This window comes from Paenibacillus alginolyticus DSM 5050 = NBRC 15375 (assembly GCF_000422905.1).
GTDB classification, from domain to species: domain Bacteria; phylum Bacillota; class Bacilli; order Paenibacillales; family NBRC-103111; genus Paenibacillus_E; species Paenibacillus_E alginolyticus.
In genome coordinates, this window is sequence record NZ_AUGY01000215.1 from 1 (window position 1) to 1,650 (window position 1,650).

The window sequence follows — 1,650 nt, forward strand, 5'->3', positions numbered from 1 at the left end:
TAGGATATTGCTTTTCATACGTCTCATTCCCCCTCACCAATATTGTACCTTATTGCATATTGATGACTCCAATCTAATTAGGGGGCTTCAGAGTAGAAACACAAAGAAAAAAGCTTCCAAGCGGAAGCTTACATAGTATAGATATGCTTATGACTATATCAGGTTACTTCTAACGTGCTACACTTCATTATCCCATCCAAATTGTATCTAAACTATCTTTCATAATATCATTAATAATGGAACATAAATTTTTCCTCCACACTTCCTGCCACTCTACATCCAGTTGTCCAAAATCAGCTGGTTTAGGATTGACTCTTGGAGTGGCTTTTTCTGACCATACTTTACGTAAACTATACATATCACTACCTAGCGCAGCTAGAAAAATCTCATTCCCCTGAAGATTGTCACTATTAATAAAAAGCAAGTCATTTTTCTTTGTAATTAATGTAAGTGGAAGACCAGTATCTCTTTTTACAGCAATTCTATAAATACTTGGCATAAATACTTCCCACCAACTATATGAACCAAATTGACTAGTTTGTGTGTGGGAGCCACCGTTATGAAGTATAAGATGATTGGGAGAAACAAAATCTAAAGGAACCCAAATTTTAAGAGAAACAGGTCTGTTTTTAGGATTGTCTCTATAAACCTCTATATTTTCCTGATCTTGATTATCTGAAATAATATTAATTCTTGTCCCCTTGTCACACATGGCAATATCCCAAATATCCCTATCATCTTCAATCCTTTGTATATCTGTCATGTATATATGACCAAGTTCTTCAAGTTCTTCAGTTCCTTGAATATTCCACTTACTGCCCCTCATAAACTTCGAACTAATAATTTTCTCCCCAGCCTCTTCATTTGTATGGTGGTAAAGTGCAATACGTTGTTTACTTAAGTTCGCTTCAATTGCAAATACTGAATCGAAGGGTCTACCAACAGTAGCTATAGTACACTTAACCAACCGTACTTTTTTACCTTTTTCTCCTAACAACTCCTTAACATTGAAAACAATACTAGCAAAATGTTGAGGTGTAAGCATGCAATGAATTGTACAAAACTCCTCAATAATAATTTCGCCATCGATAGTTAAAGGTCTAATTGCTGAATTACCTAAGAAAACCATTAAAGGGTAGAATATTTTCCCAGCTGGTGTACTTACAAACGCAACTCTAAGGTGCCCAGAATATTCTGATCTTTTAAACGCACCTGTGTCAAATAATTTGAGAAATTCTACTTGTCCTTCCCTGATATTACTTCTATGCCTTATCGTTTTCTTTATTTCATTTGGCGATAAATTTGGATGACAGTCATCTTGATCTTTACCGCTTCCACAAGGGCAAAAAAGCATTTTTTTCATTTCCTCCTAAAATAATGTGTTTGAACAAAATTAACGCTCTACCATTGCATAAACGATTAGGCTTACATAAAACATCTCTTTTATTAACTCTCGTACCCTTTAGTTCAACTCGTGATCATTCTTGGAAATTAATTTCATTTCATTCTATTCGTTGTCCAAAAGGCGATATTTGATTCATTCAGCTTATCAAAATTGGCTCAAAACAGAAATCAGTGCTTGACGGTATGAACTACGGTTGAAAATGGAAAAACATCTGCCAATCCAGTATTGTTGTAAGTCCTACCAAA

The 1,650-nt window shown here is 34.8% G+C and carries 1 protein-coding gene; it reads right to left on the reverse strand.

The annotated features are described in order from the left end of the window. Window positions 1-187 precede the first annotated feature (187 nt). On the reverse strand, window positions 188-1,363 hold the full coding sequence (locus G519_RS0138215) for a hypothetical protein (RefSeq protein WP_127528352.1): 1,176 nt from the start codon (window positions 1,361-1,363) through the stop codon (window positions 188-190). Window positions 1,364-1,650 lie beyond the last annotated feature (287 nt).